We start from the raw sequence: 16,770 nt of genomic DNA, 5'->3' as shown, positions 1-16,770 counted from the left end.
GCGCTACCCGGCGTACCGCGTCACCACGCGGGCCGCCTTGCACGGGCCCGAGATCGTCCACGCGACCGCCAGCGCGTCGCCGTCCGGCCGGACCGTGCACGAGTAGAGATCCTGCCCACACACGTGCGGCTCCCTCCCCACCCACGCCCCGTCCGCCCAGTCCAGCACCGCCCGCGCGGGCGTCCCCTGCCGGACGTGCTCGACGGCCAGCGCCGCGCCTTGGGCCCGCCACCGCGACGACGCCCGCCACCGCATCGCCCGCCCCCCCGCTGGCGCCCACTCGCCCGCCTCCGCCAGCACGACCACGCCGCCCTCCCGGGTCGCCTGGACGGTCCCCGCGCCCGTCCCCGACACGCCGGCCTCCGACGACACCTCCACGCGAGCCGTCGCCGCGCGCGCGAGCCGCGCCAGCATCTCCGCCGCGCTCACTCCGCCCGCACCGGCACGACCGCCAGCGTGCACCGGCTGACGCAGATCAGCCGCCCGTCCTGGTCCGTCACCTCGATCCCCCAGACCTGGCTCGTCCGCCCCACGTAGACCGGCGTCCCGACGGCCGTCAGCAGCCCCTCCCTCAGCGACCGCAGGTGGTTGGCGTTGATCTCCTGCCCGAACGCCGTGTGGCCCTCCGGCGCGGCGAGGTACGCGCCGACGCTCGCGACCGTCTCCGCGAGTGCGACGGTCGCCCCGCCGTGGAGGTAGCCGAGCGGCTGGTGGTGCCGGCCGTCGACGGGCATGGTCGCCACGCACCGCTCCGGCCCGGCCTCGGTCACCTCGATGCCCAGCGTGTCGCCCAGAGTCTGGCGGTCGGGAAAGTCGGCGAGGGAGGGCATCGGCGAAAGACGGCGGCAGGGTGGGTAGTCTACGGGCTCGCGCCCCAAGCCCCCTGATGTTCGACGGTCTCCGTGAGTGGTTCTTCGGCCTCGGCGCCGCGTACGGCGTCGACCCCCTCGTCTTCGGCGGGATCTACGTCGGCGCCATCCCGCTCTTTTTCGCGTCGCTGGCGTGGCTGGGGCGCAACGTCCGCGCCAGGAAGAGCCCCGTCCTGCCGATCCTGGCGGCCGGGGCGTGCTTCGTCTCGGCCTACGTCTACCTGATCATCGCGGGCGAGAACGTGCCGCTGTGGGTCTACGGCTTCGTCGCCCTGCTCGTGGCGTTCGGCGCGTGGAGCACCGCCCGGTCCATCCGCACGACGATCGCCAAGGCCAAGGCCGAGGCGCCCGCCTAGCGGATCGGCACGTCGAGGGTGACCCCGACCGTCGCGGCGGGGTCGAGGTAGAACCGGTCGCGGTCGAGCGGGACGCGGACCGACACGCCCGGGTGGACGCCGGCCACCGAGACCGTCGCGCCCGCGAGCGCCGTCGCCGTCGTCTCGAACACCTCGAACCGGTCGCCCGTCAGGTGCGGCCGCCCGACGAGCCCCGCGCGCAGCGTGACCGGCCGGACGTCGACCTCGCCCTGCACGCCGTAGCCGAGCAGGACCCCGGTCCCGCTCTGCCCGCTCACGTTCTCGCCGTCGGCCACGTCCACCACGATGGCCGGCGCGAGCCGCAGCCGCAGCCGGGCCGACGGGCTCAGCGCGCGGACGACGTCAGCCGCGCCGGAGACGGTCAGGACCTCCGGGACGTACGCCTCGAACCGCTCGATGTCGGCGCCGAGCCCGCCCTGCCAGCCGAAGCCCTCGGTGGTGTTCACGTCGTTGGCGAGCGGGAGCCGGACGCCCGCGCCCAGCACCAGCCCCGGCCGCACGTCGACCTCGACGCCGAGGTACGGGTTGCCGATCGCCGCGTCGGACTCGTCGTACCGCCCACCGACCCCGTCGGGGCCACGGAAGCTGGCGTACGCGAGCGGGAGCTCGGCCCGCACCGCCCAGCCGGCCCCGACGGGCACCCGGCCCGCGACCAGCAGCACCGACGACCGCACGTCGATGGACCCCACGAGCTCCCCGGTCTCGTCGGTCGCCACCATCGCCTCGCCGCCGACGGCGGTGAGGGCGTCGATGGAGAACCCGGCGGCGGGCGTCTCGCGCCACTCGGTCTGGGCGGAGGCGGCCGTGGCGGCCAGCAAGGCGAACGCGGCGAGGCGCATGGGATTGGGGGCGAGGGAGCCGACGCTCGGGGATCGAGCCGCCCGTCAACGCCGCCGGATCCTGCGGTTCCGGGCTAGCGGACGCTGCCCTCAAGTTCACAATCGCGGTCGCCGACGAATCGGCTACGCCAGCGAGATGCCAAAGTGCGCCGCCACGTCGTCGGCGTGTGCGGCGAACGAGTCGGCCGTCCCGAGGTCGCGGCCGGGCGTCCCGTCGAAGCGCAGGATCGGGACGCGCTCGCGCGTGTGGTCCGAGCCTGAGTACGTCGGGTCGTTGCCGTGGTCGGCCGTCAGCGTGAGCACGGCGCCCGCGGGCAGCGCGGCCTCCAGATCCGGCAGCGCGGCGTCGAAGGCGTCGAGCGCCGCCGCGTACCCCGGCGCGTCGCGGCGGTGGCCGTAGAGCTCGTCGAAGTCCACGAGGTTCGTCCAGATGAACGTGGGCTGATCGGACGCCGCGGCCTCCCCGATCGCCGCTAGCGTCTTCTCAATCCCGTCCGCGTTCCCCGCCGTCTTGGTCTCGACGTCGACGCCGAGCCCCCCGAACAGCGCCGCGATCTTGCCGATGCAGACCGTCCGCACGCCCGCCTCTTGAAGCCGGTCGAGGAGCGTCGGCGCCGGGGGCAGGAGCGAGTAGTCCTTGCGCTTGGCCGAGAGCCGCTCGTACGCCCCGGGCACGCCCTCGAAGGGCCGCGCGATGACGCGCCCGACCGCGTGCTCGCCCACCATCACCTGCTCGCGCGCGACCCTGCACATCCGGTACAGATCCGCGAGCGGGATCGTGTCGACGTGCGCCGCGATCTGAAAGACGCTGTCGCCCGAGGTGTAGACGATGGGCCGGCCCGTCCGCTGGTGCTCAGCGCCCAGCTCCGCGATGACCGTCGTCCCGCTGGCGGGCGCGTTCGACAGGATGGCGTCGACCCCGGCGGCCTGGCAGAACGCCGCGACCACGTCGTCCGGAAACCCGTCGGGGTACGTCGGGAACGGCGTTTCGAGCACGAGCCCGGCGAGGGCCCAGTGACCCGTCGTCGAGTCCTTGCCGGCGGCGCGCTCGGTCAGCCGCCCCCACGACGCGACGGGCGCCGCGACCGCTTCGAGCCCGTCGACGAGGTGCCCCAGCCCCCAGCGCGTCAGGTGCGGGAGCGCGGGGCGCTGCTGGCGGACGACGTGCCCGAGCGTGTCGGCCCCGGCGTCGCCGTAGGCCGCGGCGTCGGGGCCGTCGCCGACGCCGGCGCCGTCGAGCACGATGGTGATGTAGAGGGACATGGGTCAGGGGAAACCGGAGGGGGCGGCCACAAGATCGCCGCGCCCGCGCCGGGACGGAATGAGAACGGGTCATTTCGGCCCCGTAACTCAGTCCTCACCTGTTCCTCAGGCGTTATCGACCCTGTCCGCCGATACTCGACCCGCTTCCCCACCACACCATTCCGATGCGCTCCCCCCTTACCGTCCTTTTCCTCGCCGCCCTGTTGGTCGGCTGCGATGCCGTCGGGTCTGATCCGTCCGTTGAGTACCAGGTCCGCGCCACCGGCACCGCCACCACGGCCTCGGTCTCGACCGACGGCCGCCCCGCCCAGACCGTCGCCCTCCCCTTTACGGCGACCTCGTCGGCCGCCACGTTCGCCGTCCAGGCCGCGGCCGACGGCGGGCTCGAGGTCACCGTCGTCGTCGACGGCGCCGTCCGCGAGCGGGGGGCCGGCCGGGTCGTCGCGCTCCGCGGCAACGCCGGCAGCGACGAGGTCGAGGTCCGCGGCGCGATCGAGGCGCTCGACGCCGCCAGCGTCACCGTCCGCGGCCTCACGTTCGAGGTCACGACGGACACCGAGATCGAACTCGACGACGCGCTCGTCTCGCTCGACGCGCTCGCCGTGGGCGACGTCGTCGAAGTCGAGGGCGCCTACGACGGCGGCCTCCTGGTCGCCGACGAGATCGAGTTCGACGCCGACGACGCCGACGAAGACGACGAGGTCGAGGTCGAGGGCCGGATCGAGGCGCTCGCCGACGGCGAGGTCGTCGTGGCCGGCCTGACCTTCGTGGTCGACGCGGACACCGAGATCGACGACCTGGACTTCGCCGACCTCCTGGTGGGCGACCGGGTCGAGGTCGAGGGCGTCTTCGACGCCGACGGCGTCCTGTTCGCGACCGAGATCGAGGTCGAGAACGATGAGGACGACGACGATGATGACGACGACGATGATGACGACGACGACGGCGATGACGACTAGCTAGACCGGTCGGCGGGCGGGGCACGGGCTCCCCCCGCCGGCCGGGTAGCTTGGGGCATGGACCTTCCCGCCCTCCCCCCGATCCTTGCCATCGAGACGTCGTGCGACGATACGGCCGCTGCCCTCTGGGTCGGCGGCCGTCTCGCGTCGAGCGTGGTCGCCGGGCAGCGCATCCACGAGGCCTTTGGCGGCGTCGTGCCGGAGCACGCGAGCCGGGCCCACGAGCAGCTCATCGTGCCGACCGTCCGGGCCGCGCTGGCGGAGGCGGGGCTCGGAATGAGCGACGTCGGTGCGATCGCCGTGACCGTCGGGCCCGGGCTGGCCGGCTCGCTGCTCGTCGGGCTGAGCGTGGCGAAGGGGCTGGCGCTCGGCGCGGGCGTCCCGCTCATCGGCGTCAACCACCTGGAGGGCCACGTGTACTCGGTGATGATCGCCGAGCCCCGGCCGCCCTTGCCGTTCCTGTGCCTGACGGTCTCCGGCGGCCACACGCTGCTGACCCTCGTCGAGGAGGGGTTCCAGCACCGCGAGCTGGGCCGGACGCGCGACGACGCGGCGGGCGAGGCGTTCGACAAGGTGGCCAAGCTGCTCGGCCTGCCGTACCCCGGCGGCCCCCACATCGACCGGCTCGCGGCCGAGGGCGACGCCACGTTCCTCGGCCTCCCGAGCCCGCGCCTGGGGCCGAAGGGCCGCCGCGGCGACGCCCTCTTCGACCTGTCGTTCAGCGGCATCAAGACGGCCGTCCGCTACTGGCTCGCGGATCTGGGCGACGGCGCGCGCGAGCGGACCGTCGAGGCGCACCGGGCGGACGTGGCGGCCTCGTTCCAGCGCGTCGTCGTCGAGGCGCTCGTGGCGGGCGTCCGCCAAGCCGTCGAGCAAACCGGCGTCCGCGCGGTCGCCGTCGTCGGCGGCGTCTCGGCGAACCGCGGCCTGCGCGCGGCGATGACGGAGGCGGGCGCGAGCGACGGGTTCGAGGTCTTTATTCCTGACCCCACCCACTCGGTCGACAACGCGGCGATGATCGCCGTGACGGCCGCCGCGAAGTGGGCCGCCGGCCACACCGCCGGCCTCGACGTCGGCATCGACCCGAGCCTGGCGCTCTAGCGACACCCTATCCGGGACCGCCGCGCGTTGGAGGGCGACGCCCCCGCCCGCCCCATGCGCCTGCTCGCCGTCGCGCTGCTCGCCCTCGCCGCCTGCCAGCCGTCCGATTCACCCGGGCCACCGTCTGCCGCTCCCGAGGCGGTCCCGCTGCTCGGCACCGAGTGGCGGCTCGCGGCCCTCGACGGCGACTCCCTCACGACCCCCCGGCTCCTCACCCTCGGGTTCTCCGACGAGCCGTGGGACCTCATGGAGACCGGCTGGCGGTCGCTCGGCGGCTACGACGGCTGCAACGACTTCGGCGTGGGCTACACCCTCAACGGCGAGCGCTTCCGGGTCGGCGGCGGCATCATGTCCAACGCGATGGCCTGCGGCCCGCCCGGCGACCACATCTCAGACTCGCTCCACACCCGCTTGAATGCCGCCCGGACGCTGCGCATCGCCGACGGCCGGCTGCGCCTTCTCGACTCGCTCGGCGTCGAGCGGCTGGCGTTCGTCCCGCGCCCCGTACGCCCCGTCGACTCCACGGCGGTCGTCACCGGCCGCTGGCAGCTCGACCCGGCGGCGTCGACGGTGACGAACGCCTACGGCGGCCCGGCCGCGCGCTACCACGTCGCCTTCGCGCCCGACGGGACCTACCGTGGCGGCGCCCGCTGCGTGACCTTCACCGGCGAGTACCGGCTCGACGGCGACCGCCTCTCGGTGTCGTCTTTTTCCCACGACGACCAAGCGTGCGCGCCCGACGACCGGCAGTGGACCGGCCCGGACGGCCTCGAAGGGGGCGAGGTCGAGGCCGACGACGACCGCCTGGTGATCCACACCCGACGAGGCACCCGGGCCGTCTTCGTCCGCCCCTAGCCCACCTCGGCGGCGGGCGGTGGCCGGACTTCCCGAACCCTCAGCAGCCGCCGACGCCGGGCCGCCCGATCTTGCCGCCGATGCTCGCCGTCCTCCTCGCCCTGCTCGCCGCCGTCGCCGGCCTCCCCGCCAGCGGGACGGCCGCGACCGAGACGGACACGCCGAGCGCCGAGGCGGTGTGGCTCGCGGGGCCCGCCGACGACTGCTGCGGCGAGATCGCGGCCGAGTCTCCGGCGCACCCGTGCCCGCCGGGCGAGCCGTGCCCGCCGACCGGGGGCTGCTGCGCCTGCGTGTCCTGCGGCAAGCGCGTCGCCGACGCGCCGCCGGTCGACCGGCCGGCCGAGGCGGAGCGCGACACACGGCACCGGGTCCCGTCGGAGGGGCCCACCGGCATCGACGCGGTCGACGCCGTCTGGCATCCGCCGCAGGGAACGCCGTCGACCTGACGGCCGGGCGCATCGCGCCTGGTTCCCCCTGCCCTGCCAGACCTCCGCCGCCCGCCGCTCGCGCGTGCGGCGCCCCTCCGACCCCATGCTGTCCCCCCTCCGAGCCCTCGTCGGGCTCACCTTCCTGCTGGCGTTCGCCAGCGCCCCCGCCGCCCAGCACGCCCTCTCGGTCCGCGTGACCGACGAGCACAGCGGCGCCCCGCTCCCCGGCGCGACCGTCGTGTTTGACGCCGACGGCACGCCCATCGGCGCCTCGGCCAATGCCGACGGCTTGGCGACGCTGACCAACCTCCCGGCCGGTGACCTCGCGCTCACCGTTTCGTTTATCGGCTACGAGCCCGCGACCGTTCGCGCCACGCTTCCCCGCCCCGACGACACGCCCCTCGAGGTGGCGCTCGAAGAAGATGAGGAAGCCCTCGACGACGTGGTCGTATCCGCGACCCGGACGAGCCGCACGATCGCCGACCTGCCGACGCGCGTCGAGACGATCGCGGGCGAGGAGATCGACGAGAAGGTGTCGATGGACCCGTCCAACATCACGATGCTCCTCAACGAGTCGCCGGGGATCGTCGTCCAGCAGACCTCGGCGGTCTCGGGCAACGCGTCGATCCGGATCCAGGGGCTCGACGGCCGCTACACCCAGCTCTTGAAGGACGGCTTCCCGCTCTACGGCGGGTTCTCGGGCGGGCTCTCGCTCCTCCAGGTCCCGCCGCTCGACCTCCGTCAGGTCGAGGTCATCAAGGGCCCGGCGTCGACGTTGTACGGCGCGGGCGCCATCGCCGGGCTCGTCAACCTCGTCTCGCGCGAGCCCCGCCTGGGTGCGCCCGAGCGGTCGGTGTTGGTGAATGCCACGAGCGCGGGCGGCGTCGACGTCGGCACCTTCCTGGCCGGCCGGAACGAGCGGCTCGGCTACACGCTCCTGGCCTCGGCGAACGGACAGGGCGCGTACGACGGCGACGGCGACGCCTTTACGAATCTCCCCCGCACGCGGCGGCTGACCGTCGCCCCGCGCGTCTACGCCTACCTCTCCGACGCGACGGCGCTGTGGGGCGGGCTCTCCGGCACGGTCGAGGACCGCGAGGGCGGCGACGTGGCCGTCATCGAGGACGGCGCGGCCGGCTACACCGAGCACAGCGAGAGCCTCCGCCTCACCTCCCAGCTCCGGCTCGACCACGCGCTCTCCGACGCCGTCACGCTGACCGCCAAGCAGAGCGCGAGCGCGTTCGACCGCCGCCTCGCCCTCCCCGAGTACCGGTTCGAGGGGACCCAGGTGTCGACGTACGCCGAGGTCTCGGCGCTCGTCGACCACGACGCCCACGACGTCGTCGTCGGCCTCGACCTCCGCACGGACGCCTTCGACCAGCGCGACGCGGTCGGCCCGGAGTTGGACGACGATCACCTCACGGTCGGCGCGTTCGTCCAGGACACCCGCGACGTCGGCGACCGGCTGGCGGTCGAGCTCGGGCTCCGGGGCGACTGGCACGACACGTACGGCGTGTTCGTGCTGCCGCGCGCGTCCGCCCTCGTCCGGGTCGCCGACGGCGTGGCGCTGCGCGCGACGGCCGGGCTCGGCTACCAGGCCCCGACGGTCTTTCTCGAACCGTCCGAAGGCCGGGCGTTCCGCGGCGTCCGGCCCCTCGACGAGACGGTCGAGGCCGAGACCTCGGCGGGCGGAACCGTCGACCTCAACGTCCGGACCGTCCTGGGCGACCGGGTGACGCTGTCGCTCAACCAGGCCGTCTTCGCGACGCGCTTGGACGACGCGCTCGTCCCGGCGGCCTCGCAGCTCCAGGGCGACCCGGACGTGCTCCGCTACCAGAACGCCGACGGCCCCGTGTGGTCGCGCGGGACGGAGACGAACGCCCGGTTCGGGCTCGGCGACCTCAAGCTGTTCCTGGGGTACGTCTACCTCCGCGCGACGGAGGCCGCCATCGGCCCGGCCGACGGGATCGTGCGCCGCCGCGTCCCGCTCACGCCCGCCCACAAGACGTACTCCGTGCTCGTGTGGGAGCGCCACGGCCAGGGCCGGATCGGGCTGGAGGCGTACTACACCAGCGCCCAAGACCTCCCCGACGGCGGCCGCACGGACGGCTACTGGGTGACCGGCATCATGGGCGAGTGGCGCGTCGGCCCGGCCCGCGTCTTCCTCAACCTGGAGAACCTGCTCGACACGCAGCAGACGAACTACGGCCCGGTCGTCCTCGGCTCGCGCGCGTCCCCGACGTTCGCCGATGTCTGGGCGCCGACGGACGGGTTCATCGCGAACGGCGGCGTCAAGCTGTCGCTGTAGGACCTGCGCGGAAACCCACCACCGTGGTCATCCTGAGCGTCAGCGAAGGATCTCGACGCCGACGTTCCGGGCCGTAGGGGCCGGCTGTCTAGGCGAGTGGCCCCGCGTTGAGATCCTTCGCTGACGCTCAGGATGACGGCTGCGACGTTTCCGCACAAAGCCTAGGGCGCCCCGCCTCGGTGGCTCCCGCGGGCGTCCCCGAGGCGGGCGTGTGTCAGTGACCGCCGACGGCGGCGAGGGCGCCCGGCTTGTCGTGGACCGCGAGCCGGTCGTGGAGCGACTGGCTCGCGTCGTTGAGGCCGATCACCTCGACCTCGACGCCGCGTCGGCGGAACCGCAGGACGGCCCGGTCGATGGCGTCGACGGCCGAGCCGTCCCAGACGTGCGCCTTCGACAGGTCGATGACCACACGGTCGACGTCCTCCTGGTAGTCGAACGTGGCCAGGAAGCCCTGGACCGTCACGAAAAAGAGCGAGCCGGTGACGGCGTAAGTGTGGGTCCGGCCGAGCGGCCCGTGGTCCTCCTCCATCTCCATGAACGCGTGATTCGCGACCTCGCGCGCGAAGAACAGCGCGCTCAGCACGACGCCCGCGAGGACGCCGATCGACAGGTCGTGCGTGATGACGACGGCGGCGACCGTGACGAGCATCACGAACGACTCGGACTTTTTGCCCTTCGCCATCGCCGGGATCGAGCTCCAGTCGAACGTGCCGATGGACACCATCACCATGACGGCCACGAGCGCGCCCATCGGGATCAAGACGAGCCAGTCCGAAAGCACCAAGATGAACAGAAGCAGGAACGCGCCGGCCGAGAAGGTTGACAGGCGCCCGCGCCCGCCGGACGTGACGTTGATGACGGACTGGCCGATCATCGCGCAGCCGGCCATCCCGCCGAAAAAGCCCGAGATCACGTTCGCGATGCCCTGCCCGCGCGCCTCGCGGTTTTTGTCGGAGTCCGTGTCCGTCCGCTCGTCGACGATCTGGGCCGTCAGGAGGGATTCGATGAGCCCGACGAGCGCGAGCGCGAACGAGACCGGGAAGATGATCGACAGCGTCTCCCAGCCCAGCCCAGTCGAGGGGATCGAGAAGACCGGCAGTTCGGTCGGCAGCGCGCCCATGTCGCCGACCGTGTTGAGGCCCCAACCGCCCGACAGCGCCAGGCTCACACCCGTCAGCGCGACGATCGCGACGAGCGGCGAGGGGACGACGGTCGTGAGGCGCGGCAGGCCGTAGATGATCGCCAGCCCGGCGGCCACGAACGCGTACATCATCCAGCCCTGGCCCGCGAACTGCGGGAGCTGCGCCATGAAGATCAGGATCGCGAGCGCGTTGACGAACCCGACCATCACGGCCTTCGGGACGAACTTCATGGCCCGGCCCAGCTTGAAGGCGCCAAACGCGAACTGGATGATGCCGGTCAGGATCGTCGCGGCGAACAGGTACTCCAGGCCGTGGTCGCGGACGAGCGTGATCATCAGCAGCGCCATCGCGCCGGTCGCGGCCGAGATCATGCCCGGCCGGCCGCCCACGAACGACGTCGTGACGGCGATCACGAACGAGGCGTAGAGCCCGACCTTCGGGTCGACGCCGGCGATGATGGAAAAGGCGATGGCCTCGGGGATCAAGGCCAGGGCGACCACCACGCCCGCGAGGAGGTCGGCGCGGACGTTGCCGAACCACTCGTGGCGGAGCGTGGCGGGGTCGAGGGAGGCGGGCAGGCGGAGCGTCACGCGGACTCGGGGATGCGTCGAAACAAAAAGGACCCGCGCACCGGGCGCGAGTCCTGTAGCGACGGCACCAACCGTGCCGCACACCCTGAAATTACCCGCTGCTACAGCGCTTCGCCGAGTTTGGGCCCGTCTTCTCCCGACTTCTGCGCCGGAAGCCCTTCCAGTTCACACCGCCCGCACGGACGGGCGGTGACGGGTTAGCCGGCCTCGGCGATTTCTTCCAGTCGGGCGGCCAGATCGTGTCCGAGATACCGGTCGATCAGCGCGTGCGCGGCGTACACGAGCGGCGTGATGGCGACGGCGATCACGACTTTGTAGCCGTAGTTGAAGAGGGTGATCGCGACGATCTCGCCGAGCGCGAGCTGCCCCGCAAACGCGATCGCGAGCACGACGAACGTGTCCAGAAACTGCGACCCCAGCGTGGAGCCGGTCGCCCGGAGCCACAGGTGGCGGCCGTCGGTCAGTTTGCGGAGCCAGTGGAACAGCGAGATGTCGACGAGCTGCCCGATGAGGTAGGCGATGAGGCTGGCGACGATCACACGGCTCGTGGTCCCGAAGACGGCGGCGAAGGCGGCGTCGGGGACGGGCGAGTTGGGGGCGGTCGGCACCGCCAGTGCGATCTGCAACAGGCCGAAGGCGAACACCACCATCGCCAGCCCGACGTACGTCACGAACCGGATGCCGGCCTTGCCGAAGTACTCGTTCATCACGTCCGTCACGATGAACGTGACCGGGAACGCGATGACGCCGGCCGTCATGACGACGCTGGGGAACTCGACGCCCAGAATCCGGACCGCGACGGGGAGACTGAACGCCGTAAAAAACTTGCCCGCCGTCGCCTCCGCGATGACGAGCGCCGTCAGGAAGACGGCGGCGCAGACGACGAAGACGCGTTGGGGGCGCGTGAGGACGAGCATGGGCCGAGTCTACCGCGCCGGGCGCCTACCGCCCGCCCCCAGCCTCCCCGACCTCGGTGCCGAGGCCGGCCGAGTCGCGGGGGCCGGCGGTCTTGACGTAGCGGTCGAGCCACTGGTCCTCCTCCCACAGCATGTGGAGCAGCGACTCACGGCCGCGGTAGCCGTGGCTCTCGGCCGGGAGCAGCACCAGCCGGGCCGTCCCGCCGAGCCCCTTGAGCGCCCCGTAGAGCCGCTCGGACTGGAGCGTGAACGTGCCCGGGTTGTTGTCGGCCTGGCCGTGGATGAGCAGGATCGGCTCGTCGATCTTGTCGGCGTGCATGAACGGGCTCATGCCGACGTAGAGCATCGGGTCGTCCCAGAACGTCCGCTCCTCGCGCTGGAAGCCGAACGGCGTCAACGTCCGGTTGTAGGCACCCGACCGGGCGATCCCGGCGCGGAACAGGTCCGAGTGCGCCAGCAGGTTGCCGACCATGAACGCCCCGTAGCTGTGGCCCCCGACGGCCACGCGGTCCGGGTCGACGACGCCGCGCGCGACGCCGGCCGCGATGGCGGCCCGGCCGTTCATCACGAGCTGCTCGCGGAAGCTGTCGTTGGGCTCCGTGGCGCCCTCGCCGACGACCGGGAACGAGGCGTCGTCCAAGACGGCGTAGCCCCGCGTCACGAACGGGACGGCGCCCCAGTAGCTGACGTAGGTGAACTGGTAGGGGCTGTCGGAGCGCTGGCCGGCCGCGTCGGCACTCTTGAACTCCGTCGGGTACGCCCAGACGAGCGTCGGGAGCGGGCCGTCGCGCGCGGCGTCGTAGCCGGGCGGCAGGTAGAGCGTCGCCGAGAGCGGGACGCCGTCCTCGCGCTCGTACTCGATGGTCTCCTTCTGGACGGCCGCCAGCTCGGGGTACGGGTGCGCAAACCGCGTGAGCACCTCGGCCTCGCCGGTGCGCAGGTCGCGGGCGACGTAGTTCGGCGGGTCCGTGACGGTCTCGCGCCGCGTCAGCAGGACCGTGCCGGGGTCGCCGAGAAAGTCGACGGGGACCTCGTAGTACGGGGCGTCGGACCGGAAGAGCTCGGTGCTCTCACCCGTCGCCAGGTCGAGGCGGCGGACAAACGGGCGGTTGCCCTCGGCCGAGGCGCCCTGCCCGCTCCAAAACGAGGCGTCGCCGTCGAGCACCAGGACGTCCTGCCCGGCGGCGTTCGCCCTCGTCATCGGCCGGCCGGGGTCGCCGTAGCGGTCCTCGAACGAGACCGTGAACAGCTCGCGCAGGGTCCGGGCCGACGGGTCGAGCACGTAGGCCCGGCGCGTCCGATCCTGCCACATGTACTCCTCGACGATGGCAGTGTCGTCGTCGCCCCAGGTGATGCCGGAGAAGCGGAGCGGCAGCGTCGCCAGCACGGCCGGCTCGCCCGCAAAGGGGGCGTCGAGCGTCATCAGCCGGTCGCGGACCTCGGCGGGGGCGCCGGCGTCGCCGCCGTCCTGCGCCTCGGCCCAGACGAGCGTGGCCGGCGCGTCGGCCCGCCACTCGAAAGACCGGGGGCCCGTCGGGACCGACCCGAAGGCGATCGGCACGCGCTCGGCGAGGGGGGCGTCGTCGACGGTCGCCACCAAGTCCCCGCTGGCGAGGTCCCAGACGTCGGCGCGGTTTGGGAAGCGGTACCACGGGACGAGGTACGAGTACGGCCGGTGGCGCGTCTCGGTGAGCAGGTACCGCCCGTCCGGCGACGGCCGCATCGCCGTGACCACGCCCGCCGGGCCGACCCCGCGCTCGGCCCCGTCGAGCTCGACAACGACGATCTCGCTCGTCATGTAGTAGTCGAAGAGCGCTTCGTCGCGCGGGCTCGCCAGCAGGTCCTGATACGTCCGCGCCGGGGCCGCGGCGCCGGTCGACTCCTGCACGACAGGGCCGGTCGGGACGGTCGACTCGGCCGGAGCCTCGCCGCGGCCGGCGAGGACGGTCCGGACGGCGAGCCGGTCGCTCCCCAACCACGCGGCCGACGCGCCCGGCGCCGCGTCGTTGATGGCGTGCTCGGTGGCCCGCCGCGCCCGCGCCGTCGCCACGTCGACGACGTAGAGCTCGACGCGGTCGGCACGGTCCACGAGCACGGCCATCGCCGCGCCGTCGGGGCTCCACGACGGGCTCCGCAGGCGGACGCCGGCCGGAAAGCCCGTCACCGCGCTCTCGTCGTCGCCCCGGACGGGGCGGAGCGTGACGCCGGTGTACCCACGCGCGCGGCTCGGCCCGGTCGTCCGCGGGTTGACGCGGACGCCCGCCAGTCCCACCTCGGGCTCGGCCAGCTCGGCGACCGGAGGGGCGCTCGCCTGCGCCAGCAGCGCCATCGTCGCGCCGTCGGGCGACAGCGACACGGCGGGCGTTCGCGGCGCGTCGACGAGGGCTGCCAGCTCGGGTGCGGGCGTCTGGTACGCGAGTGGGTCGTCCTGCGCGACGGCGGGCGCGACGACGAGGAGGACGGCGAGGAGCGGGGCGAGGCGCATCGGGTCGGTCGGTCGGGTCTCCAGAGTATAGCCGGGCCCTCCGCAGCCGGCGGCGTGCCTGCGGCTCAGTCCACGCCCAGCGCCTTGTGGGTCTGGACCGACACCCGCCAGCGCGGGTCCTCGAAACACAGGTTGAGGGCCAGCCGGGTCGCCTCCGCCAGCCGGGGCCCGTCCTCGGGCTGGAGCCAGAGGTACCGCCGCCCGTCGGGCTGCTGGCGGACGCGCGCCGCGAGCGCGCCGAACGCTTGGGGCCGGTAGTCGGGGACGACCAGCTTGAGCTCGTCGCACACTTCCAGCGGAAGGCGGTCCTCAGCCAGCTTGGGGCTGCACACGACCCAGTCGGGGCGCGGGCCGTCGCCGAAGGCGTCCGCGAGTGTCTGCGTGCCGTTCGTCTCGACGGCCACGACGAAGCCCTGGGCGTGGAGCGCGGCGATCAAGGCGCCGTCGGCCTGCAGGAGCGGCTCGCCGCCCGTCAGCACGCAGAACCGGACGGCCCCGCCTGCGTGCGCCACGGCGCTCGCGAGGTCGGCGGCCGAGAGCTTGACGGCGCCGGGGGGCGTGAAGTCGGTGTCGCAGTTTTTGACGACCTGCCCGCAACCCAAGACGTACGTCCCGGCCGTCGTGGTCAGGCTTACCACCGTCCCCTCTTCGCCGGTCTCGTCGACCGCGAGGAGGGACCCGGGCGACTGGCTCAGGTCGCGGCCGAGGAAGCGGTCGCGCTTGCGGGCCAGCCGCGGCATGGCGAGGGCGAGGAATCGGAACGCCGCCTGCCCGTAGATCGAAAACTGACCGGCCGACTCCGTGTAGGACACGTCGAGCCGGTCGAGCGCCCGTCGGATCCGATCCCGATTGACCGACGGGCGCTGGCAGAGGTGGAGGCCCCGAGCCCGCTGCGAGCCCTCCGCGTCGTACGTCCCCCCGAGAAACCCTCGCAGGTAGGCGTCGCTCGGCGCGTCGCCTTCGGCGAGAAAGGTCTCGAGCGCTTCGACGGCCTTGGGCCGTGTGAGGTGCACGCACCGGAGCGGGCGGTCGGAGAAACCGGATCCGCGGTGGACCCCGTAGCGGAAGTCGCCGAACCCGAGCCGCGACGCGTGGTACGCGAAGTCGTCCACGAGCGCGCCGTCCGCGAGCGCCAGCCGGAACCGGCGGTAACCCCGCTCCCGAGTCACGAGGGGAGTGGCTCGGTCGTACGGGACGAGGCGAACGCGGTCGCGCTTGCGGAGCGTCCAGAAACACCCGTCGCCCGCGGCCATCCCGGCCAGCCACCCCCGCCACCACTCGTCGGTCCGGGCGAGGGGCGGGACGGCGTCCCCGAAGAGCGAGTACGTCCGACGCCCGACCGCCTCCCGAGCAGGGACGAACCCGGTCCGCTCGCGCGAGCGGCTCGGCCGACAGAGGACGCGGTGGTCTGGCGTCCCGGCGACCACGCCGGTGTCGAACCGGAGGGCGGCAAGAGGTGCCTGCCTCCGCTGGACGTGCGTGACCTCGGCGCGGACCAGCCGAACCCGGCCCGCCTCGGGCTTCGTCGTCGCCAGCACGGCGTCCCCCACACGGACCTCCCCGATCGGCCGCTGGGAGTAGTCGTCGAGCAGGATGGGCGTCTCGGGCGCGAAGCACCACGTCGGGCAGCTCGCCTGGGACCGCGCCGCGTCGCGCTGGCGGTCGGCCTCGAAGCCGCTCCACAGGTTGCACCCCGCCAGCCGGACGAACACGGCCGGGCGCCCGGCCTGCGCGCCCTCGCCCTGGACCGTCCGCCACAGCGCCTTGACGGCGTAGCGCCGCGCGCCCGCCGGCGACGCCGCCAGCCGGTCGGCCAGCCCGGCCTCGGTCTCGTCACGGGGGAGGGACACGTCCATAGGCCGAAGAAACGGAGCGGGAAGGGGGACCCGCACGGCGCCGTCGGGAACGGCCTCATTCTTCGCCCGCGCCCGAACCGCGCCGAACCGGGCCCATTCGAGCCCTCCATTCTCCCCGCCCTCTCATGGCAACCGACAGCACCCCTCAGCAGACCGAGTCCTGGCCCGAACTGGCCATCGGCCTCTACGACAAGCTCACCGGCCGCAACGCCGAGATCGAGTACGAGTTCGACGACTTCGGCGTCGAGGTCCCCAGCGGCACCGGCCCGCAGGCCACGCACGCCAAGTGGACGATGAACGGCACGCTCCGGATCCGCACGCGCGACCCCGAGCACGGCGGCGCGGCCAAGTGAGCGGCCCGCCCCCCGACTGGGCGCCCCGCCGCCAGATCCTGGTCGACGCCGACCTCGACCTGACCGTCGACGGCCACCCGGTCGCCATCCGCGGCCGGGGCGAGCGCGTCACGGTCGCCGTCGACTCCCCGTCGACGGCGTGGCAGCTGTTCCAGGCGAACCGGCCGGGCCGTCGCCTCGTCCGCGCTGTCACCGACACGCTCGACGCCCTGGGGGTCGACGTCGAGGTGACGGTCGGCGGGCGGAGCGTGCTCGCGGCCGGGCCCTCGGCGCAAGCCGGGCGGATCGCCACGGCGGTCGGGCTGGACACTCTTGAGATCCGTCCCCCGACCGAGGCCGTGTGGGCGGGCGTCGGGCTGGCGTTCCTGGCCGGGCTCGCCATCGGCGCCGCCAGCGGCCGCTCGTAGCGCCGGCGCGCACGCCCCCGT

Annotated in this window: 15 protein-coding genes and 1 pseudogene; 8 read left to right on the top strand and 8 right to left on the bottom strand. The window is 73.3% G+C overall.

Features of this window, described 5'->3' with window-relative positions:
- Positions 1–3: 3 nt before the first annotated feature.
- Positions 4–429 carry a DUF6314 family protein gene (locus tag ACLIRP_RS00145; RefSeq protein WP_412061923.1) on the bottom strand — a complete coding sequence of 142 codons (426 nt, stop codon included), beginning with the start codon at positions 427–429 and terminating at the stop codon, positions 4–6.
- A complete protein-coding gene (locus ACLIRP_RS00140) occupies positions 426–830 on the bottom strand; it encodes a hotdog fold thioesterase (protein ID WP_412061922.1) in 405 nt (134 codons plus the stop codon). Before ACLIRP_RS00140 ends, ACLIRP_RS00145 begins: the two co-directional genes overlap by 4 nt.
- 56 nt (positions 831–886) lie before the next feature.
- Here ACLIRP_RS00140 and ACLIRP_RS00135 point away from each other — a divergent pair, with 56 nt between their 5' ends.
- Entirely contained in the window at positions 887–1,225 is a 339-nt protein-coding gene (locus tag ACLIRP_RS00135) for a hypothetical protein (RefSeq protein WP_412061921.1), read from the top strand.
- Here the strand turns inward: ACLIRP_RS00135 and ACLIRP_RS00130 are convergent.
- Together ACLIRP_RS00130 and ACLIRP_RS00125 are read right to left on the bottom strand one after the other, a co-directional pair.
- A complete protein-coding gene (locus tag ACLIRP_RS00130; RefSeq protein WP_412061920.1) occupies positions 1,222–2,085 on the bottom strand; it encodes a hypothetical protein in 864 nt (287 codons plus the stop codon). The genes ACLIRP_RS00135 and ACLIRP_RS00130 overlap by 4 nt on opposite strands.
- A 123-nt stretch (positions 2,086–2,208) precedes the next feature.
- On the bottom strand, positions 2,209–3,348 hold the full coding sequence (locus ACLIRP_RS00125) for a phosphopentomutase (RefSeq protein ID WP_412061919.1): 1,140 nt from the start codon (positions 3,346–3,348) through the stop codon (positions 2,209–2,211).
- 164 nt (positions 3,349–3,512) lie between these two features.
- On the opposite strand from ACLIRP_RS00125, the gene ACLIRP_RS00120 reads away from it, so the two are divergent.
- The 5 genes from ACLIRP_RS00120 to ACLIRP_RS00100 all read left to right on the top strand — a co-directional run bounded on the left by ACLIRP_RS00120 (position 3,513) and on the right by ACLIRP_RS00100 (position 8,999).
- Positions 3,513–4,307 carry a DUF5666 domain-containing protein gene (locus ACLIRP_RS00120; RefSeq protein WP_412061918.1) on the top strand — a complete coding sequence of 265 codons (795 nt, stop codon included), beginning with the start codon at positions 3,513–3,515 and terminating at the stop codon, positions 4,305–4,307.
- A 57-nt stretch (positions 4,308–4,364) separates the two neighbouring features.
- Positions 4,365–5,408 (top strand): tRNA (adenosine(37)-N6)-threonylcarbamoyltransferase complex transferase subunit TsaD, encoded by a 1,044-nt coding sequence (gene tsaD / locus ACLIRP_RS00115; protein WP_412061917.1) that lies wholly within the window; start codon positions 4,365–4,367, stop codon positions 5,406–5,408.
- 54 nt (positions 5,409–5,462) lie between these two features.
- Complete coding sequence (locus ACLIRP_RS00110; protein WP_412061916.1) at positions 5,463–6,263, top strand: META domain-containing protein; 801 nt, start codon at positions 5,463–5,465, stop codon at positions 6,261–6,263.
- A gap of 80 nt (positions 6,264–6,343) precedes the next feature.
- A complete protein-coding gene (locus ACLIRP_RS00105; protein WP_412061915.1) occupies positions 6,344–6,709 on the top strand; it encodes a hypothetical protein in 366 nt (121 codons plus the stop codon).
- Positions 6,710–6,794: 85 nt separating this feature from the next.
- The gene (locus tag ACLIRP_RS00100) at positions 6,795–8,999 is read left to right on the top strand and encodes a TonB-dependent receptor (protein WP_412061914.1); all 2,205 of its coding nucleotides are present in this window, start codon (positions 6,795–6,797) and stop codon (positions 8,997–8,999) included.
- 214 nt (positions 9,000–9,213) lie between these two features.
- Here the strand turns inward: ACLIRP_RS00100 and ACLIRP_RS00095 are convergent, their stop codons facing one another.
- The 4 genes and pseudogenes from ACLIRP_RS00095 to ACLIRP_RS00080 all read right to left on the bottom strand — a co-directional run.
- On the bottom strand, positions 9,214–10,731 hold the full coding sequence (locus tag ACLIRP_RS00095; protein ID WP_412061913.1) for a SulP family inorganic anion transporter: 1,518 nt from the start codon (positions 10,729–10,731) through the stop codon (positions 9,214–9,216).
- A 197-nt stretch (positions 10,732–10,928) separates the two neighbouring features.
- Positions 10,929–11,648, bottom strand: coding sequence for a queuosine precursor transporter (locus ACLIRP_RS00090; RefSeq protein ID WP_412061912.1), 720 nt, complete (start codon positions 11,646–11,648; stop codon positions 10,929–10,931).
- 25 nt (positions 11,649–11,673) lie between these two features.
- Positions 11,674–14,133 carry a prolyl oligopeptidase family serine peptidase gene (locus ACLIRP_RS00085; RefSeq protein WP_412061911.1) on the bottom strand — a complete coding sequence of 820 codons (2,460 nt, stop codon included), beginning with the start codon at positions 14,131–14,133 and terminating at the stop codon, positions 11,674–11,676.
- A gap of 1,640 nt (positions 14,134–15,773) precedes the next feature.
- Positions 15,774–15,989: pseudogene (locus tag ACLIRP_RS00080) on the bottom strand (hypothetical protein); the annotation flags it as partial.
- Between the two features lie 125 nt (positions 15,990–16,114).
- Between ACLIRP_RS00080 and ACLIRP_RS00075 the strand changes: the two are divergent.
- Complete coding sequence (locus tag ACLIRP_RS00075) at positions 16,115–16,342, top strand: hypothetical protein (RefSeq protein WP_412061910.1); 228 nt, start codon at positions 16,115–16,117, stop codon at positions 16,340–16,342.
- Entirely contained in the window at positions 16,339–16,749 is a 411-nt protein-coding gene (locus tag ACLIRP_RS00070; RefSeq protein WP_412061909.1) for a hypothetical protein, read from the top strand. The genes ACLIRP_RS00075 and ACLIRP_RS00070 overlap by 4 nt, the downstream gene beginning before the upstream one ends.
- Positions 16,750–16,770: the final 21 nt, after the last annotated feature.

It is taken from the genome of Rubrivirga halophila (assembly GCF_046845755.1).
In the GTDB taxonomy this organism is placed as follows: Bacteria; Bacteroidota; Rhodothermia; order Rhodothermales; family Rubricoccaceae; genus Rubrivirga.
This window is presented reverse-complemented; position numbering and strand designations above follow the sequence as displayed.